Genomic DNA, 17,849 nt, shown 5'->3' on the forward strand with positions numbered 1-17,849 from the left:
CGCCCCTCATCGAAGACCGACCGGATCAGTCGTCGTCGTCATCGTCGTCACCGGGAAGGTTGATCCCCCGCGGGGTCGCGGTGATCGTGATCTCGGTGCCCTTGGGCGCCTTGCCGTTGTGCGACTGGTGCGCCACGATCCGGCCGCCCAGGATGCGCTCCACCTCGACCTCGAAGCCCGCCTCCTCCAAGGTCTTGCGGGCGTCGTTGATCCGCTCGCCGACCACGTTGGGGATGTCCACTCCGGGGGGCCCGGTGGAGACGGTCAGGGTGACGGTGGAGCCGGCGCCCACGTTGATGCCGGTGTCGGGGCTCTGGGTGATCACCCGGCCCTCGTCGATGTTCTCGCTCTCCTCCTCGACGACCTCGACCGACAGACCCAGGTCCTCCAGCTGGGCCTCGGCGTCCTCCAGCTTCTCCCCGGCCAGGCTCGGCACGGGGATGCCCCGGCTGACGGTGAGCGTCACCGTCTCCTCACGGTCGGCGGTGGAGCCGGCCTCGGGCGAGGTGGAGATGACCTCGCCGGGGTCCTTGTCGGTGGCGTCGACCTCTTCCTGGGCGATCTTGTCGGACTCGAACCCGAGGTCCTCCAACTCCTTGACGGCGTCGGCGACGTCGGCGCCGACCAGCTCGGGCATGTCCACCTCCTGCGGCCCCTTGGAGAGGAACACCGTCACCTCGTCGCCCGGGGAGAGCCGGGTACCGATCTCGGGGTCGGTACCGCCCACCTCGCCGGCGGCGGCGTCGTCGCTGTAGACGGTCCGGTCGGAGAGGTTGTAGATCAGACCACTGGACCGGATCTCGGTCCCCGCGGCCTCGGGGGTGGACCCGATCACGTCGGGAACGGACTCGAAGCGGCCGAGCAGGAACCACCAGCCGACCACGCCGACGATCAGGGCCATGACCGCGGCACCGGCGATCAGCAGGGGCTTACGGCCGAAACGGGAACGCTCCCCGTCGTCGGGGTAGCGGTCGTCGTCGCCATAGCCGTCCATGGCGCCCATGTCGACGACCATGGTGGCGTTCTCGGTCCCCGGACCTGCGCCGCCGGCGATCAACTGGGGCGCGGTCATGGTGGCGGCGGAGGGACCGGTCGGGGCGACCGGCGCCATCCGGCCCTGGGCCGGGGCGGGGTTCTCCGGCAGGTCGCGCAGGACCTCCAGCACCTTGGCCAGGTACTGGCCCGCGTTGCTCGGACGGTACCTGGGATCGCGCTCGGTGGCCTTGGTGACCAGGGTGTCCACCTCGGGCGGGAGCCCGGGCAGGAAGTGGGAGGGACGGGGGACGTCCTCGGTGACGTGCTGGTAGGCGATGGCGATGGGGGTCTCGCCGGTGTGCGGCTGTCCACCGGTGAGCAGCTCGTAGAGCATGATGCCGGCCGCGTAGACGTCACTGCGGGCGTCGGCGGTGCCCTTCTCGATCTGCTCGGGGGCCAGGTAGGCGGCGGTGCCCATGAGGGTGCCGGTCCGGGTCAGTCCCTGGTTGGACTGCTCGACGGCGCGGGCCAGACCGAAGTCGGCGACCTTCACCCGGCCGTCCTCGGTGATGAGGACGTTCTCGGGCTTGACGTCGCGGTGCACCATGCCCGCCTGATGGGCGGCGCCCAGCGCGGCCAGGACCGGGGCCATGAAGTTCAGGGCCTGCCGGGGGGCCAGCCTGCCCTGCTCCTTGAGGAGGTCGCGCAGGGTCCGGCCCGGGACGTACTCCATGGCCAGGAACACGTGTCCCTGATCCTCGCCCTGATCGAAGACCTGCACCACGTTGGGGTGGGAGAGCTTGGCGACCGAGTGCGCCTCGTTGATGAAGCGCTGGACGAAGGAGGGGTCCTGGGCCAGAGAGGGATGCATGACCTTCAAGGCCAGTCTGCGGTCCAGTCTCAGGTCGTGGGCGACGTACACCGTCGCCATGCCGCCACCGGCGATCCTTGACTCGACGAAGTAGCGACGGTCCAGTGTCGCGCCTACAAGCGGGTCGGAATTCGTCATGTCCACGGCGGAGTTGTGTCCTTGCTGCGGGGAGCGCGGGAGATCGCGGCCGGTGGCGCGTACCCGACACCAGGTATCGAACCGACACGATAGCGGAATCCGGCGTCGGTTCTGCCCCGCGGTTCACGGTCGCGGCGTCCCCGGTCCGTGTCGCACAAGGTCGTTCCGTGTGCGGTCGAGGGAGTTCGCGCCTGGGCGGTTCTGATGGGAGCGGCGCCCTCCAAAGGGCCGCCGTACCCCACCACGGTAGGGGACGAGCGCAAACCGTCCGTCGGGCCGACGATCCACGCCGGCCCGACGCACGGGTGTCAGACCACGTCGGGGCTGGAGGCCAGCGCGTGACGGCGGACCGGGATACGGCCGGCCAGACGCGCGCCCCGCCCGGCCCGGACGGCGTCGCGCATCGCGGTCGCCATACGGACGGGGTCCTGCGCGCGGGTCACGGCAGTGGCCAACAACACCGCGTCGCATCCCAGTTCCATCGCCAGGGCCGCGTCGCTGGCGGTACCGATGCCCGCGTCGACGATCACCGGGACCCGGGCCTGCTCGACGATCAGTTCGAGGTTGTGCGGGTTGCGGATGCCCAGGCCCGAACCGATCGGCGCGGCCAACGGCATGACGGCGGCGCACCCCACCTGCTCCAGTCGACGGGCCAGGATCGGGTCGTCGTTGGTGTAGGGCAGGACGGTGAACCCCTCGTCCACGAGGGTCTCGGCGGCGTCCAGCAGCTCCACCGGGTCGGGCAGCAGGGTGTGCTCGTCGGCCACCACCTCCAGCTTGACCCAGTCGGTCTCCAGGGCCTCACGGCCCAACCGGGCGGTGCGCACGGCCTCGACGGCGGTGAAGCAGCCGGCGGTGTTGGGCAGCGGCCGGATCGCGTTGCGCTCCAGGACGTCCCACACCGAACCGCGGGTACCGGGGGTGACCCTGCGCATGGCCACGGTGGTGAGCTCGGTCCCCGAGGCGAGCAGGGCCTCCTCCAGGACCTCCAGGGAGGGGGCGCCGCCGGTGCCGGTGATGAGCCGGGAACCGAAGGAGACCCCGTCGATGACGAGGGGATCGTCGATCGTGGTGGGGGCGTCGAGGGTGTCGGTCATGGTTCAGCCTCCCTGCACGGCGGTCAGGACGTCCACACGGTCTCCGGGGGACAGGGCGGTCTCGGCCCAGGCGGTACGGCGCACGACCTCGTCGTTGACGGCGACCGCGATCCCGCCGGGGATCCGCCCCTCCCCGGCCGAGGTCAGGTCGCGCACGACCGTCTCGACCGTGGCGGCCTCGCTCTGGCGGCTCTCGCCGTTGATGATCAGTTCCACTGTTCCTCCCACGTCGTCGGCTTCTCCCGCGTGTCACCGCCGGGCACGGCTCGGTCGGCGGCGAACCGGCGCGCGTACTCGGGCAGCGTGCCGGTGGTGAGCGCCTCGGCCATGACCTCTCCGGTCACGGGGGCCAGGAGCACCCCGTGGCGGAAGTGGCCGGAGGCCAGGTGCAGTCCCGGGACCCTCGTGGGGCCCAGGAGGGGTTCGTTGTCGGGGGATCCGGGGCGCAGGCCCACGCAGGTCTCGGTGATCTCCAGTTCGCCCACCCCGGGGACCAGCTCTCGGGCGTCCCGCAGTACCTGCCAGAGTCCCCCCGCGGTCAGGGCGGTGTCGTGGCCCAGTTCCTCCTGGGTGGCGCCCACGATCACCTCGCCGTCGGCGCGTGGCACCAGGTAGACGGGGAATCCGCGGACCAGGCCGCGCACGGTGCGCTCCACGATGGGCGGTTCTCCGGCGCGCACGCGGGCGCGCAGCAACTGTCCCTTGACCGGGCGCAGCGGCGGCACCACCGGCGCGGGCAGCGTGATCCGGTCGCCCCAGCAGCCCGCGGCCAGGACGACCTGGTGCGCCGGAAGGACGGGACCGTCGATCGGACGTACCCCGAGGCGGGCCCCGTCGGGGCCCGGGGAGGAGACCTCCGCCACGGTCCCGGAGACCTCGCGCACCCCCGCGCGCCTCCCGGCCTCGGCCAGGGCCCGGAGGAGGAGCCGGGGGTCGAGGGAGTGGTCCTCGGGGGCCAGGACACCGCCGCGCACGGAAGGCGCCAGCATGGGCTCCAACCTGCGGCACTCACGGCCGCCCAGCCGTTCGGTGGCGATCCCCAGCCGTTCCTGGAGGGCGTGCAGATCGTGCAGGACGGCCAGGTCGTCCCGATCGAAGGCGACCAGCAGGGTGCCGGTGCGGCGATGACCCACCGATCGGCCGCTCGCGGCCTCCGCCTCGGCGACGAAGTCGTCGTACATCCGCGCGGAGCGCAGGCCCAGGGCCATCAGCTCCTCCTCGCCGAACACCGCCTCGGTGGCGGGGGTCAGCATGCCCGCGGCGACGGTCGAGGCGGCACGCGCGTGGGACGGTTCGTCCACCGGATCGGGCTCGACCAGCGTGACGTCCAGGCCCTGTTGGGCGGCCCGCCACGCGGTGACGCGGCCGATGACGCCACCGCCCACCACGACCACGGTATTGGTAGGACGAATCCTCGTGTCGGGGGTTTCCTCGAAAGTACGCACGGTGCGCTCCTCCACTCCCTTCGCCGGCATGATCCGGATCAGGTTCGTGCGGTCGGAGACGGGCAGTCTCCCTCTCAGCCGGGTCCACCCGGCTCCCGCGGGACGTGTCTGTTCGGTACCCCATCCTAGGACAGGCCCTTCGAAGGGGGCGCGTCGGGACCTCTGCCAGGTCACCCGGCACGGCCGGGACGGTCCGCGTGGCCGGCCGTGTGTGGCAGATTGGGAGGGTGACACAAAGCGACCGTGAAATCGACGAACTGGTCGGCGACTGGCTGACCCTGCGAGAGGCCGCCCGGCCGCTGGGCGTGAGCCCGAACCGGATCAAGACGCTCATCCGCGAGAAGCGGCTGATGGGTCTGGTCCGGGGCGGAGAACTCTCCATCCCCGCCGCCTTCCTGGACGGGGAGGACCTGGTCAAGGGGCTGCCCGGCACCATCGTGCTGCTCACCGACGCCGGGTTCTCCACGGAGGAGGCCCTGCGCTGGCTGTTCACCCCGGACGACACCCTGCCCGGAACCCCGATCCAGGCCATGCGCGAGAACCGGGGCACCGAGGTGCGGCGCCGCGCCCAGAGCCTGGCCTTCTGAGGCGGGTCCGGGGCCCGGGGCGCTCCGCACGGGGGTGCCCTCGGGTCCCCGATCTCCGGGCCCTAAGGTGGACGGTGTGAGGACCAGCCACGGAACCAGCCTGCGCGAGCGCCTGGACGCATCGCTTCTGTACCTGTGCACCGACGCCCGGACCGGGCGCGGCGATCTCGCGGAGTTCACCGACGCCGCCCTGGCCGGAGGTGTGGACATCGTCCAACTCCGGGACAAGGGTCTGGAGGCCCGTGAGGAGCTCGCGGCCCTGGAGATCATGCGCGAGGCCTGCGAGCGGCACGGGGCCCTGCTCGCGGTCAACGACCGGGCCGACATCGCCCGCTCGGTGCGCGCCGACGTCCTGCACCTGGGGCAGCGGGACCTTCCCGTCCCCATGGCCAGGGACATCATCGGCGCCGACCCGATCATCGGCCGTTCCAACAACGACGCCGACGCCGCCGCGGCCTCCGCGGCCGAGGCGGGCAGCGACTACTTCTGTGTCGGGCCGACCTGGGCCACCCCGACCAAGCCGGGTCGTCCCGCGGCCGGGCTCTCCCTGGTCGAGCGGGCCGCCGAGCTGGCCGGCGACCGCCCCTGGTTCGCCATCGGCGGCATCGACCTCGACAACGTCGACCGCGTACTGGACGCCGGTGCCCGTCGGGTGGTCGTGGTGCGCGCGATCACCGAGGCGGAGGACCCCCGAGCGGCCGCCGCCGCGTTGCGGGCCCGGTTGACCGCGCGCTCCGACCGTTCCTGACCGTTCGGGTCAGGGGACGAGGAGCACCTTCCCGACGACCCGACGCTCCTGGAGCGCCCGGTGCGCCTCGGCGGCCCGCTCCAAGGGCAGGGTCATCCCCACGTGCGGTCGGATCCGGCCCTCCCTGGCCTCCTCCAAGGCGAGTCTGGCCAGGTCGTTCCGGCCCAGGTTCTCCTCCCGTTGGATGTCGAACAGGCCCACGGTCTCGATCCGACGTCGGGACGCCTCGGCCTCGTCGATCTCGACGATCTCCCCGTCGGTGGTGCCGTAGCTGACGAAACGTCCCCCGTCGGCCACGAGGGAGAAGGCCGACGCCCCCAGCGCCCCTCCGGCCCCGTCGACGACCACGTCCACCCCGGCCCCGCCGGTGATCTCGCGGACCCGGTCGTGCCAGTCGGGGGCCGAGTAGTCCACGGTCTCGACCGCTCCCAGGGCTCGGGCCAGTTCCCGCTTCTCCGGGCTGGACGCGGCGCCGATCACCCGGGCCCCCGCCAGCCGGGCGAGCTGCACGACCAGGCTCGCGGCGCCGCCCGCGGCGGCCAGTACCAGCACCCGGGTGTCGGGGAGGAAACGGGCGGAGCGCTCCAGGAGCATCGCCGTGGCTCCGTCGACCAGCAGGGCCAGGGCATCGTGGGGGGAGAGCCCGTCGGGCACCCGTACCAGGCCGTCCTCACGGACCACGACCCGCTCCGCGTATCCGCCCTCCTCCGTCTCGGAGAGCACGAGGGCTCCGACGAGGGAGGGATCGGCCTCCGGGCCGACCTCCTCGACCCGGCCCACCACGCTCGAACCCGGCACGTACGGAGGCTCGATCGGGAAGAACTCCCGGGCGAGGCCCCTCCGGATCAGGGTGTCGAGGTAGATGACGTTGGCCGCCTCCACCCGTACGGCCACCTCGCCGGGACCGGGCTCGGGCTCGGGGACCTCGTGAAGGGCGAGGACCTCCGGGCCGCCGAATCCGTCCACTCTCACCGCTCGCATCGCACACTCCGTGGTCCGTCGTTCGTCTTACAAGAACGACCCTCCTACCTAAACCAATGTTGAGGTCAAGGGGGAGGGGAGGATTCCCTCGGGGAACCTCGGAGACGACGGGGCCGCCGTGCGGGAGCACGACGGCCGGGGCGGAGCGATCAGACGTGGACGTGCGACAACGCGCTGGGATGGCGGCGCAGGAAGCCCTCGATCGACTGGGCCGGATGCCCGGTCAGATCCGGCACCGTGGGGGAGACCACGTCCAGCTCACCGGAGGCGATCGCCGCGTACGACGAGGCCCACCCCTCGACCGCCCACTCCGGGGCCCCGCTCGAGCGACGCGACTCCAAGGCCTCCTCCCAGGTCTCGGGCACGTACCGGATCGAACGTCCGGTGAGCCGGCCCAGTCGCTCCACGGTGGCCCCGACCGAGAGCGCCTCCGGGCCGGTCACGTCGTAGGTGGTCTCCTCGGAGGCGGCGATCACCACGGGGTCGGTGAGCACGGTGGCGGCCACGTCCGCCACGTCGTCCCGGGACACCCAGGCGACGCGACCCTCTCCGGCCGGGCCGCGCACCACACCGTGGTCGTCCACCCAGGAGGGCATCAGATCCAGGTAGAGGGAGGGTCTCAAGAACGTGTACGGCACCCCGGTCGAGCGGATGTGCGCCTCGGTGAAGAAGTGCGTCCGGGCGAAGGTGAAGGTGGCGGCCGGTCCGGCACCCAGGAACGACAGGTACACGATCCGGGACACCCCGGCCCGGACGGCGCCGTCCACCGCGCTGATGTGGGTGTCCATCCGATTCTCGGACTCGGTCGCCGAGACCAGGAACAGGGTGTCCACACCACGACAGGCCCGTTCGAAGGCGGCGGTGTCCTCGTAGACGGCCATCGACGCGCTACTGCCCGGATACTCCGGGGCCCGATTGATATCGCGCACGATGAGACGCTGCCTGGCCCCGAGCCTGGCGATCCTGGCGGCCACGCGTCCGCCCAGGGCACCGGTGGCCCCGGTCACCCCTATGGTGTGGTTTGTCATGTGATCGTCGCCCATGACAGCCATCCTGGAGGAAGGCGGCGTGCCGAGCACTGATCGGCACGCGCCTTTTTGCGCCTTCGGGTCAGGGGGTGGTCCGCTCTTGGTGCGGCCCCTCGTCCCCTTCCGGGGCGGATGCGGGCGAAGGGGTGTTCACCCGCCGGTAGGACAGACGTCGGAGCAGGACCTCGGCCGGTCCGCGACGGCCGGCGCGCTCCATGCCGTAGGCGATCACCACGGTGACCAGCCAGACCCCGACCGCGTACAGGAACATCGTCCACGACGTCATCCAGGCGGCCAGACCCAGCCCCCAGGCGGACAGGATCGGCGCGCACAGGACCGACTGACCGAGGTAGGCGGACAGGGAACGCTTACCGGTGGCGCTCAGAGCGGTGACCACCACGCCGGGTTCGCGGTCCCGGTTCTGGATCCGGTGCGCGATCAGGGCGATCAGCGCCACATAGCCGACACCGCAGAGGATGCCGGTGGTCATGTGCGGAAGGGTCAGGATCTGGGCCTGCGTGGCGTTCAGGTCCAGCGCACCGACCTGGTACAGGGCGAGGGGCAGACCGCCCAGCCAGCCCACGGAGATACCGATGACGGCGGTCCGCCGCAGCAGGGGCAGGTGTGCACCGGGCTCCTCCAGAACGCGCATGCGCGCGGCCCGATAGCCGAAGAGGATCGCCGCGGGGATCGCGAGGCCGAACACACCCTGAAGGAGGGCGACTCCGGGCCAGACCGTGATCCGGTCCAGGGCGGCGGTGAGGAACGAGGGGTCGGCGATGCTGCCGGCGAGCGCCTCCATGCCGGCGGCGTCCTCGTCCGGCAGCGAACCGAGGAAGGGCATGGACAGGAGGCCGAGTACGGAGAGCGAGGCCAACAGACCGGTCAGGACCCAGCCCCACACCAGCAGGGTGGTCTCCCGGCGGCGGAGGAAGAGCCATCCCAGCAGCAGGCCGGCCACACCGTACGCGCCGAGCACGTCGCCCATCCAGAGCAGGAGGGCGTGGACCGCGCCGAAGGCGATCAGCCACAGGTTGCGGCGACGCAGCAGGGCCGCGACCGCCTTGGCGTCGCTTCCGGCCGCCTCTTGGCGACGGGCGAGCTGCACCATCCCGTAACCGAAGAGGAAGGCGAACATCGGGTAGCTGCGCATGTCCACGACGACGATCGTGAAGAACTGCGCGATCCGGTCCGGGAGGTCTTCCGAGGGGGGATGCATGGTGGCGCCGCCGCTCGGTAGCGCCCACAGGTACCAGACCGTGTTGGCCAGCGCGATGAACAACAGCATGAAGCCGCGGGCGAGGTCGGGGGCGAGGGCACGTTCGGTGGTTCCGGTCGGACCGCGCGAGGCCGTGGGCCTGGGCATGAGGGGCTCCGCTTTTCGAGATCTATCGTGAGATTCGATTCAACGCGAAACGGAGGGCGCCGCACAACGGGGACCGATGTGAGAAAACCCCTGAAACCCCCAGGGGCGTCCCCTAGGGGTCTCGGAGGTCGGGTTCCAGGTCGTGTCGTCAGTGGGAGCGGCGGGTGGCGGCCACCACCAGGTCGCGCAGCGGCCCGCGGGCGTCGTCGGCCAGCTCCGGGTGCTCCGTGGCGGCGAGCGCCTGTCCGGCGTAGTCCTCCACCAGGGCCTCGCAGGCGGCCAGGGCCCCGCTGGTCTCGATCAGGGAGCACATCCACTCGACCGAGGCCACCGACAGGTCGGGGGCGCCCAGCAGCTCACGGAACCGCTCGGCGTCGGCGCTTCCGGAGCGTTCGAGGGTCTCGGCCACGATCAGGGTCCGCTTGCCCTCGCGCAGGTCGTCACCGGCGGGCTTGCCCGTGGTGGTGGGGTCGCCGAACACGCCGAGCAGGTCGTCGCGGAGCTGGAAGGCGATCCCCAGAGGGATGCCGTAGTCGGTGTAGACCCCGGCCAGCTCCTCGTAGCGGCCGGCCAGCGCCGCCCCCAGGTGCAGCGGACGCTCCACCGTGTACTTGGCGGACTTGTAGCGCATCACCCGGAGGGCGGCCTCACGGGTGGCGGTGCCGCGCACCTGCTCCAGCGTGTCCAGGTACTGGCCCGCCATGACCTCGGTGCGCATCGCGTCGAAGGGGACGCGTCCCCGCTGGAGGGTGTCCGGGGCGAAACCGCTGGCCTGGTACATCTCGTCGGACCAGGCCAGGCACAGGTCGCCGATGAGGATCGCGGCGCCCTGGCCGAAGCCCTCGCTGTCACCGCTCCACCCCTGGTCGGCGTGCATCTTGGCCATGCGGCGGTGGGTCGCGGGCAGGCCGCGTCGGGTGTCGCTGTTGTCGATCACGTCGTCGTGGACGAGGGCGCAGGCCTGGAGGAACTCCAGGGAGGAGGCGGCCCGGATCATCCGCTCGTCACGGTCCGCGCCCCCGGCACCGCGCCAACCCCAGTAGGCGAAGGTCGGACGCAGGCGCTTGCCGCCGGAGACCATGGTCTCCAGGGCGTCCATGGCGGGGGCCAGTTCGTCACCGATCTCCAGCAGGCGGCCGCGGTGGTCGGCGCAGAAGACGGACAGTTCGCGGTCCACGTCGGATCGGATGACGGACACGGTCGAGAGGGCAGAGGAAGGGGCCATACCCAGCAGGTTAGCCGCTGTGGGGGAAGAGGGCTCTCCGGGTCCGTTCCGTCGCTCGGGTGTTACGGGTGGTGCTGTCGGGGCTGTGGGGACGAATGGTCGACCCTGTCACCACGCTCCGTGATCGGGGCGGTATCAGTGAGAAGAAAAGTGAGCGTCCGGAATATGGACAAGAAGGGGCGTGGTCGGCTGGGTCTTCAATGGAGAAAGGATGGCGGAACCCTCTGTCCAACAGGGGAAGCGTTTCCTTCTCAACGCCCCCGGGGTGGTATGTCCGTTTTCTGGTCGAGTCCATATGGTGGGACGTGAGACTGTCGGCGCATAAGTCGTCTCGCTATTCGGGACGTCGAGTCCGTCTCCGGAAAGGTCTGGCCTAGGCTGGTGTACATGCTCGCTGCACCGACCCGCCCCGTGGCGCCCCGAGGGCCGGCCCCCAGGCCGCGCCATATCCGAGACCTGCTCGACTCGGGCGAGCCGCTGTTCTCCTTCGAGTTCTTCCCGCCGCGCAACGAGCGTTCCCAGGAGCGCCTGTGGCGGGCCATCCGCGAGATCGAGGCGCTCGGCCCCTCCTTCGTCTCGGTCACCTACGGTGCCGGTGGAGGCACCCGTGACCTGACGGTGGAGACCACCGAGCGCATCGCCACCGACACCACTCTGATGCCGGTGGCCCACATGACCCTGGTCGACCACTCCGTCGCCGAACTGCGCCACCTCATCGGCCGCCTGGCCGACGCGGGTGTCTCCAACATGCTGGCCGTACGCGGTGACCCTCCCGGTGACCCCGACGGCGAATGGGTCAGTCACCCGAGGGGACTCACCTACGCCGAGGAGCTGGTCCGGCTGCTCAAGGAGAGCGGGGACTTCTGTGTGGGGGTGGCGGCCTTCCCCTACAAGCATCCGCGTTCGGCCGACGTCGAGATCGACACCGACCACTTCGTGCGCAAGTGCGAGGCCGGCGCCGACTACGCCATCACCCAGATGTTCTTCGACGCCGAGGACTACCTGCGTCTGCGCGACCGGGTGGCCGCGCGCGGCTGTGAGGTGCCGATCATCCCCGAGGTGTTCCCGGTGGTGAAGCTGTCCTCCATCCCACGGTCCGAGAAGCTCTCGGGCGCCCCGTTCCCGCGTGAGCTGGCCGCCCGCTTCGAGCGCTTCGGCGACGACGCCGAGGCGGTACGGGCCTTCGGGATCGAGCACGCGCAGAACATGTGCGAGCGACTCCTGGCCGAAGGCGCGCCGGGCATCCACTTCATCACCTTCAACCAGTCCACGGCCACCAGGGAGATCTACCGCGAGGTCGCCGGGCATCGGGACGGGTCAGCGGGAGCCGCGCGACCATGATCGCGAAGGGGCGGTCCGGGCTGCCCGGGAAGGAGAACGGGTCCATCACCTCGACGAAGCCGCACGAACGGTAGAGGTGACGCGCGGGGGTGGGGCCCGTACGGGTGGACAGCACCGCCGTACGTTCGGGTCGGTCGGCGCACAGCGCGTACAGGAGGCGCCGACCGATCCCCCGGTTCTGGGCCTCGGGGTGGACGTGGACCTCGGCGATCTCCCACGGGTCCCCCAGATGACGCCGCACCCGGGAGCCGAGCCCCCGTGAACGCATACCCTCGGTGACCACGTCGTGCCACCACTGGCCCTCGGCGCCGTGGAAGGCGTAGGCGAACCCGATGGCACGTTCCTCCCGCACCGCGACCAGACAGCGGAAGTCGGGGTAGTGGGCGTGCCCCCTCATCACGGCGGCGCGCCCCGGCAGCTGGCCGGGCGGCGGGTCCATGGCCGCCGTGTAGACCTCCAGGAGCGCCGGTACGGCGTGTGCGAACGCCGCGGGCGAGAGCTCGCGCAGCTCGATGTCGTCTATCACGGGCCAACACTAGGACGTGTCGTGCCGTGACGCCCGGCCCCTCGCGCACGCGTGGAGCGGTCGTCTTGACGGTTCGATCGAGGGAGTGTTAACTGGTGCCCGTCGAACAGAGGTTCGATAGTCCGGCCGCCACGTGCGGTCGAGACCGGCGAGGCCGGGTCGGGGAGGGGAAGCCCCGGCCCGGCCTCGCCGTGTTCTCGGGGGTTCCGACACGACGAGAGCCGGACACGACCGGGTGCGGTCGTGTCCGGCTCCTCTGTCTCGTGTCGTCGGTGGCCCGGGGTCAGAAGGCGTCGACGGCGCGGCGCGCCTCGGGGTCGAGCACGCCCCAGTTGATGAGCTCCTCGGTGAGGTCGCCCGGCGACTTGTCGTAGATGACCGCGAGTGAGCGCAGGTCCTCCTGACGGATGGAGAGCACCCGCCCGTTGTAGTCACCGCGCTGGCTCTGGATGGTGGCCACGTAGCGGGAGAGGGGTCCGGCCTTCTCCTGCGGGAGCTGCTGCATGCGCTCCAGATCGATGACCAGCTTGGGTGTCGGACCCAGAGGGGTCGGAGCGGCGCCGCCGGGCAGCAGCTCCGACATCGGCACCCCGTAGAAGTCGGCCAGCTCGGCCAGCTTCTGCACGGTGACGGCGCGGTCGCCACGCTCGTACGAGCCCACCACGACGGCCTTCCAGCGTCCGTGGGACTTCTCCTCCACCCCGTGCAGGGACAGGCCCTGCTGGGTGCGGATGGCACGCAGTCGCGCGCCGAGGGACTTCGCGTATTCGGATGGCATCTTCTTGTCGCTCCCGGCCGTGACGGTGGCTGGCGTGGTGGGGGAGACGTCCGCTCGTACTCGGCGGGCCGCCTGGGCGGTCCAGCGGATGGTCACGGGGTGCAACCCCACCCGGTATTGGTTACAGACAGTGACGGTAGAGGGGTGCCGGTGTCCAGGTCAAGCCGTTGGGGTGAAACGCGACTAATCAGTGGCCAAACCGTGCGTAGGTGAGACGTCTCTCATTTCATGACCGGTCGGGACGAGTGAGGCGCGTTCGAGGGGTGGAAAGCCCGCTCCTACAGGGAATTTCGTGTTTCCCACCAATGGGGTGCGTATCCGGAGTGTCACGATACGGGTGCTCTTAGTCGGGCAATCCTCAAGGGCTTATGTGACAAGCATCACACTGTGATTCTCAAGGCGTGGGGAGTGCCCGAAGAGGGAACCGTCGGCGCTGGTAGCGTGGGCCCGATCGACATCCTTTAACGACCTGTTCAGTGAGGCAGGGAAGGGGTCACCGCTTTGCATGCGCGAAAACAGACGAAGGACGACAACGGAACCGCCGTTTCCGCGTCCTCGCCCGAGGCGCCCGAAGGCACCCGGGCCGTCCTCGACGGCAACGAGATCAACCGGGCACTGACCCGCATCGCCCATGAGGTCCTCGAACGGACCAAGGGCGGACAGGACGTCACCCTCCTGGGCATCCCCTCGCGAGGAGCACCCCTCGCCCGACGCCTGGCACGACGGATCGAACGCGTCGAAGAACTCGACGTCCCCACCGGATCCCTCGACATCACCATGTACCGCGACGACCTGCGGATGGCACCCGCGCGCGCTCTCGGCAGGACCGAGATCCCCGCGGGCGGACTCGACGACCGCGTCGTCGTCCTGGTCGACGACGTGCTCTTCTCCGGCCGCACAGTGCGCGCCGCCCTGGACGCCCTCGGCGACCTCGGTCGCCCCCGGGCCGTCCAGCTGGCCGTACTCGTCGACCGAGGCCACCGCGAGCTGCCGATCCGCGCCGACTACGTGGGCAAGAACCTGCCCACCTCCCTGAGGGAGAGCGTCACCGTCCAACTCGAGGAGACCGACGGTCACGACGCGGTCCTGCTCGGCCCGGCCCGCGCCTCCTCCACCGGAACCCTCAGGGCGGGGTCGCGCTCGCTCCCCGAGACCACGGAAGGGGACGCCTGATGCGCCACCTGCTCTCCGCCGGCGACCTCGACCGCGACGAGGCCACGCTCATCCTGGACACCGCAGCCGAACTCGCCCAGGTCGGCGATCGCGCGGTCAAGAAGCTCCCGACCCTGCGCGGGCGCACCGTCGTCAACCTCTTCTACGAGGACTCCACCCGGACCCGCACGTCCTTCGAACTGGCGGCCAAGCGTCTGTCGGCCGACGTCATCAACTTCTCGGCCAAGGGTTCCAGCGTCTCCAAGGGCGAGAGCCTGAAGGACACCGCCCTTACGCTCCAGGCGATGGGCGCCGACGGAGTCGTCATCCGACACAGCGCCTCCGGCGCCGCCCACCGGTTGGCCGGCTGGGTCGACGGATCGGTCCTCAACGCCGGCGACGGAACCCACGAACACCCGACCCAGGCCCTGCTGGACGCCTTCACCATGCGTTCCCGACTGGGGCGCCTGGAAGGGCTGCGCGTGGCCGTGGTCGGCGACATCCTGCACAGCAGGGTCGCCCGGTCCAACGTGCTGCTGCTCACCACTCTGGGAGCGCACGTGACCCTGGTGGCCCCGCCCACGCTGCTGCCGGTCTCGGTCGGCACCTGGCCCTGCGAGGTCTCCTACGACCTCGACGAGGTGCTGCCCAAGACCGACGTGGTCATGATGCTGCGGGTCCAAGCCGAGCGCATGCGCGACTCCTTCTTCCCCTCCGTGCGCGAGTACAGCCGCAACTACGGGCTCGACGGGGAACGGCTGGAGCGGATGCCCTCCGACGCCATCGTCATGCACCCCGGCCCGATGGTCCGCGGAATGGAGATCTCGGCCGAGGTCGCCGACTCTCCCCGCTGCACCGTCACCGAGCAGGTCGCCAACGGTGTCAGCCTGCGCATGGCCGTCCTCTACCTGCTGCTCGGCGGCTCCTGACGGCGCCCCGCCTCGGGGAAGGTCCTCGTCCCGGCCCGAACACGGGTGACGGGACGGACACGAGGGACGCGCCGAGGACCCCGGTGAGGGGAACGGCCCCCGCGATCCCGCCCCGGAGCGCCGACCGCCGCACAGCACACGAACTTCACGAACACGAGAAAGCCGACATCTCCATGCCCGAAAACCATGGACCGTACCTGATCCGAGGCGCCCGCCCGTTCGGCGGCGACCCCGTCGACCTGCTCCTGGACGAGGGGCGCGTCGCCGCGATCGGTCCCGACCTGGAGGCCCCCGAGGGCACCGAGGTCGTGGACGCCACCGGTCTGATCGCCCTCCCCGGCCTGGTGGACCTGCACACCCACCTGCGCGAGCCCGGCCGAGAGGACGCCGAGACCGTCCTCTCCGGCTCCCGCGCCGCCGCCATGGGCGGCTACACCGCCGTGCACGCCATGGCCAACACCGACCCCGTCGCCGACACCGCCGGCGTGGTCGAACAGGTCTGGCACCTGGGCCGCGAGGCCGGCTACTGCGACGTGCGCCCGGTCGGCGCCGTCACCGTCGGCCTGAAGGGCGAACGACTCTCCGAGATCGGGGCCATGGCCGACTCCGCCGCCGGAGTCCGGGTCTTCTCCGACGACGGCATCTGCGTCTCCGACGCCCTGCTCATGCGCCGGGCCCTGGAGTACGTCAAGGCCTTCGACGGGGTCATCGCCCAGCACGCGCAGGAGCCCCGCCTGACCGAGGGCGCCCAGATGAACGAGGGCTGCGTCTCCGACCGTCTCGGTCTGCCCGGCTGGCCCGCGGTCGCCGAGGAGGCGATCATCGCCCGCGACTGCCTCCTCGCCCAGCACGTCGGCTCCCGACTGCACGTGTGCCACGTCTCCACCAAGGGGTCGGTGGACATCATCCGCTGGGCCAAGGAGCGCGGCTGCGACGTCACCGCCGAGGTCACGCCCCACCACCTGATCCTCACCGAGGACCTGGTGGAGAGCTACGACCCGGTCTACAAGGTCAACCCGCCGCTGCGCACCGCCGAGGACGTCCAGGCGCTGCGCGAGGGGCTGGCCGACGGCACGATCGACATCGTCGCCACCGACCACGCGCCGCACCCGGTGGAGGCCAAGGAGACCGAGTGGTCCACCGCCGCGATGGGCATGGTCGGGCTGGAGACCGCGCTCGGGGTCGTCCACAAGACCATGGTCGAGACCGGTCTGCTCACCTGGGAACAGGTCGCCGACCGCATGTCCGCCGCGCCCGCCCGGATCGGCCGGGTCTCCGACCACGGCCGCGGGCTCGCCGTCGGTGAACCCGCCAACGTCGTCCTGTACGACCCGGCCGCCCCCGTCGAGGTCGACGGGGCCGCCCTGGTCGGCAAGAGCGGAAACACCCCCTTCCGGGGCATGAGCCTGCCCGGCCGGATCATCGCCACGTTCCTGCGCGGCGCGCCGACCGTCCTGGAAGGGAAGATCAAGTGAGTATCGAAGCCCAGGTCAGCCCTGGCACCGTAGAGGGGGAGAACGTGTCCGAGGAGATCGGCGGGCCGGCGATTCTGGTGCTCGAGGACGGACGTGTGTTCCACGGCCGCTCATTCGGCGCCACCGGCGAGACCTTCGGCGAGGCCGTCTTCAACACCGGGATGACCGGCTACCAGGAGACCCTCACCGACCCCTCCTACCACCGCCAGATCGTGGCGATGACCGCGCCGCACATCGGCAACACCGGGGTCAACGACGACGACCCCGAGTCGGGACGCATCTGGGTCGCGGGCTACGTCGTGCGCGAGCCGGCCAGGGTCCCCTCCAGCTGGCGCGCGCAGCGCACCCTCGATGAGGAACTGCGCCGCCAGAACGTGGTCGGGATCGCCCTCAAGGGCACCCGTGCCCTCACCCGCCACCTCCGTGACCGCGGGGCCATGCGCGCCGCGATCAGCACGGTCGAGACCGACCCCCGGGCGCTGCTCGCGCGGATCCTGGAGCAGCCCCGCATGGCCGGCTCCGACCTGGCCGCCGAGGTCAGCACCGACGCCTCCTACGAGGTCCTGCCGCCCGAGGGCGTCGAGACCCGTTTCCACGTCGCCGCCGTCGACCTGGGGATCAAGGCCATGACCCCCCAGCGTCTGGCCGAACGCGGATGCCGCGTCACCGTGCTGCCCGCCTCCGCCACGGCCGAGGACATCCTCGCGCTGGACCCGGACGGCGTCTTCTTCAGCAACGGCCCCGGCGACCCGGCCACCGCCGACGGCCCGGTCGAGGCCATGCGCGGTGTCCTGGACGCCGGCAGACCGCTCTTCGGCATCTGCTTCGGCAACCAGATCCTGGGGCGCTCCCTGGGGCTGGGGACCTACAAGCTGCCCTTCGGACACCGAGGGGTCAACCAGCCGGTCATCGACACCCGCACCAAGAAGGTCGCGATCACCAGCCAGAACCACGGCTTCGCGGTGGACGCGCCCCTCGACACCCCGTTCGACACCCCCTACGGCCGGGCCGAGGTCAGCCACATCGGCCTCAACGACCAGGTCGTCGAGGGCCTGCGGCTGCTGGACCGTCCCGTGTTCAGCGTCCAGTTCCACCCGGAGGCCGCCGCGGGTCCCCACGACGCCGCCGAGCTCTTCGACGAGTTCGTCGACCTGATGTCCGCCCAGCCCGCTCCGGCTGCCAAGTAG

The 17,849-nt window shown here is 70.9% G+C and carries 17 protein-coding genes and 1 riboswitch; of the genes, 7 read left to right on the forward strand and 10 right to left on the reverse strand.

Annotation, left to right across the window (positions count from 1 at the left end):
* Positions 1-25 precede the first annotated feature (25 nt).
* The 4 genes from pknB to thiO all read right to left on the reverse strand — a co-directional run bounded on the left by pknB (position 26) and on the right by thiO (position 4,556).
* Positions 26-1,990: a Stk1 family PASTA domain-containing Ser/Thr kinase gene (pknB, locus tag TR33_RS15125; protein ID WP_014911144.1), complete on the reverse strand. Its 1,965-nt coding sequence runs from the start codon at positions 1,988-1,990 to the stop codon at positions 26-28.
* A 302-nt stretch (positions 1,991-2,292) separates the two neighbouring features.
* Positions 2,293-3,081 carry a thiazole synthase gene (locus tag TR33_RS15130; protein WP_014912804.1) on the reverse strand — a complete coding sequence of 263 codons (789 nt, stop codon included), beginning with the start codon at positions 3,079-3,081 and terminating at the stop codon, positions 2,293-2,295.
* A 3-nt stretch (positions 3,082-3,084) separates the two neighbouring features.
* Entirely contained in the window at positions 3,085-3,297 is a 213-nt protein-coding gene (gene thiS / locus TR33_RS15135; protein ID WP_041561629.1) for a sulfur carrier protein ThiS, read from the reverse strand.
* Positions 3,288-4,556 (reverse strand): glycine oxidase ThiO, encoded by a 1,269-nt coding sequence (thiO, locus tag TR33_RS15140; protein ID WP_042283755.1) that lies wholly within the window; start codon positions 4,554-4,556, stop codon positions 3,288-3,290. Before thiO ends, thiS begins: the two co-directional genes overlap by 10 nt.
* Positions 4,525-4,635: riboswitch (TPP riboswitch) on the reverse strand. (Overlaps the previous gene by 32 nt.)
* Before the next feature lie 118 nt (positions 4,636-4,753).
* Between thiO and TR33_RS15145 the strand changes: the two genes are divergently transcribed.
* Both TR33_RS15145 and thiE read left to right on the forward strand, forming a co-directional pair.
* Positions 4,754-5,113: an Rv2175c family DNA-binding protein gene (locus tag TR33_RS15145; RefSeq protein ID WP_014909486.1), complete on the forward strand. Its 360-nt coding sequence runs from the start codon at positions 4,754-4,756 to the stop codon at positions 5,111-5,113.
* Positions 5,114-5,189: 76 nt separating this feature from the next.
* Positions 5,190-5,861 (forward strand): thiamine phosphate synthase, encoded by a 672-nt coding sequence (thiE, locus tag TR33_RS15150; RefSeq protein WP_014909467.1) that lies wholly within the window; start codon positions 5,190-5,192, stop codon positions 5,859-5,861.
* 9 nt (positions 5,862-5,870) lie between these two features.
* Here thiE and TR33_RS15155 read toward each other — a convergent pair whose 3' ends face one another.
* The 4 genes from TR33_RS15155 to TR33_RS15170 form a co-directional block, all read right to left on the reverse strand.
* A complete protein-coding gene (locus tag TR33_RS15155; protein ID WP_017535126.1) occupies positions 5,871-6,842 on the reverse strand; it encodes a zinc-binding dehydrogenase in 972 nt (323 codons plus the stop codon).
* A gap of 149 nt (positions 6,843-6,991) precedes the next feature.
* Positions 6,992-7,885 (reverse strand): SDR family oxidoreductase, encoded by an 894-nt coding sequence (locus tag TR33_RS15160; RefSeq protein ID WP_014909242.1) that lies wholly within the window; start codon positions 7,883-7,885, stop codon positions 6,992-6,994.
* Positions 7,886-7,952: 67 nt separating this feature from the next.
* Positions 7,953-9,236: a DUF418 domain-containing protein gene (locus TR33_RS15165; RefSeq protein ID WP_042283759.1), complete on the reverse strand. Its 1,284-nt coding sequence runs from the start codon at positions 9,234-9,236 to the stop codon at positions 7,953-7,955.
* 148 nt (positions 9,237-9,384) lie between these two features.
* Entirely contained in the window at positions 9,385-10,461 is a 1,077-nt protein-coding gene (locus TR33_RS15170; protein ID WP_017535128.1) for a polyprenyl synthetase family protein, read from the reverse strand.
* Between the two features lie 411 nt (positions 10,462-10,872).
* Between TR33_RS15170 and metF the strand changes: the two genes are divergently transcribed.
* Positions 10,873-11,802 carry a methylenetetrahydrofolate reductase [NAD(P)H] gene (gene metF, locus TR33_RS15175; RefSeq protein ID WP_014912167.1) on the forward strand — a complete coding sequence of 310 codons (930 nt, stop codon included), beginning with the start codon at positions 10,873-10,875 and terminating at the stop codon, positions 11,800-11,802.
* Here metF and TR33_RS26055 read toward each other — a convergent pair.
* Both TR33_RS26055 and bldD read right to left on the reverse strand, forming a co-directional pair.
* Positions 11,720-12,328 carry a GNAT family N-acetyltransferase gene (locus tag TR33_RS26055; RefSeq protein ID WP_108914145.1) on the reverse strand — a complete coding sequence of 203 codons (609 nt, stop codon included), beginning with the start codon at positions 12,326-12,328 and terminating at the stop codon, positions 11,720-11,722. The genes metF and TR33_RS26055 overlap by 83 nt on opposite strands.
* 283 nt (positions 12,329-12,611) lie before the next feature.
* Positions 12,612-13,106: a transcriptional regulator BldD gene (gene bldD, locus TR33_RS15180; protein WP_013154123.1), complete on the reverse strand. Its 495-nt coding sequence runs from the start codon at positions 13,104-13,106 to the stop codon at positions 12,612-12,614.
* A gap of 501 nt (positions 13,107-13,607) precedes the next feature.
* Between bldD and pyrR the strand changes: the two genes are divergently transcribed.
* From pyrR to carA, 4 genes are all read left to right on the forward strand, one after another.
* A complete protein-coding gene (pyrR, locus tag TR33_RS15185) occupies positions 13,608-14,279 on the forward strand; it encodes a bifunctional pyr operon transcriptional regulator/uracil phosphoribosyltransferase PyrR (RefSeq protein ID WP_017535130.1) in 672 nt (223 codons plus the stop codon).
* Positions 14,279-15,187, forward strand: a complete 909-nt coding sequence (locus TR33_RS15190) for an aspartate carbamoyltransferase catalytic subunit (RefSeq protein ID WP_017535131.1) — start codon at positions 14,279-14,281, stop codon at positions 15,185-15,187. Before pyrR ends, TR33_RS15190 begins: the two co-directional genes overlap by 1 nt.
* A gap of 173 nt (positions 15,188-15,360) precedes the next feature.
* Positions 15,361-16,662: a dihydroorotase gene (locus TR33_RS15195; protein ID WP_014911684.1), complete on the forward strand. Its 1,302-nt coding sequence runs from the start codon at positions 15,361-15,363 to the stop codon at positions 16,660-16,662.
* A gap of 44 nt (positions 16,663-16,706) precedes the next feature.
* The gene (gene carA, locus TR33_RS15200; RefSeq protein WP_014912569.1) at positions 16,707-17,849 is read left to right on the forward strand and encodes a glutamine-hydrolyzing carbamoyl-phosphate synthase small subunit; all 1,143 of its coding nucleotides are present in this window, start codon (positions 16,707-16,709) and stop codon (positions 17,847-17,849) included.

Source organism: Nocardiopsis alba (assembly GCF_000710955.1).
Lineage (GTDB): Bacteria > Actinomycetota > Actinomycetes > Streptosporangiales > Streptosporangiaceae > Nocardiopsis > Nocardiopsis alba.